1 pseudogene is annotated in these 762 nt (G+C 69.2%); it reads right to left on the minus strand.

What is annotated here, in order from left to right:
* Positions 1 to 762 (minus strand): annotated as a pseudogene (locus Y704_RS24520) (hypothetical protein); the annotation flags it as partial.

Consider the following 762-nt stretch of genomic DNA (forward strand, 5'->3'; position numbering starts at 1 on the left):
GCTGCTCAAGCGTCGGTTGGTCGACGACGGCCACCACCGGCCGGTCGATGGAGTCCTCATCCGGTCCCGTCTGCTGTGCAGCGGTGTACTGCTCGAGGAGGGGCCAGTCGAGCACGATCATGTCCGGCTGCAGCAGCGAGATCGATTCCACGAGGTCCTCGAGGCTGCCCGGCTCCCCCATGACCTGCACGGACGGTTCGGAGGCCTCGAGCAGGCGCACCAGCCCTGCGCGCACCAGCGGCTGGGTGCAGGCAACGAGCACCTTCCACCGCTCGCGCGACACTTCGCCATTAGCGGAGTAGGGCACTTCCGCGCGGACGCTCGTTCCCCAGCCCTGGAGCGAGAGGAACCCCCGCACGCCCGATGCCGCCGCGAGCCGCAGCTGCTCAAGCGTCGGTTGGTCGACGACGGCCACCACCGGCCGGTCGATGGAGTCCTCATCCGGTCCCGTCTGCTGTGCAGCGGTGTACTGCTCGAGGAGGGGCCAGTCGAGCACGATCATGTCCGGCTGCAGCAGCGAGATCGATTCCACGAGGTCCTCGAGGCTGCCCGGCTCCCCCATGACCTGCACGGACGGTTCGGAGGCCTCGAGCAGGCGCACCAGCCCTGCGCGCACCAGCGGCTGGGTGCAGGCAACGAGCACCTTCCACCGCTCGCGCGACACTTCGCCATTAGCGGAGTAGGGCACTTCCGCGCGGACGCTCGTTCCCCAGCCCTGCGTCGAGTCGACGGAGAGATCGCCGCGCAGATAGTGGGCGCGGG

The sequence above is a fragment of the Arthrobacter sp. Br18 genome (genome assembly GCF_000520555.1).
In the GTDB taxonomy this organism is placed as follows: Bacteria; Actinomycetota; Actinomycetes; order Actinomycetales; family Micrococcaceae; genus Arthrobacter_D.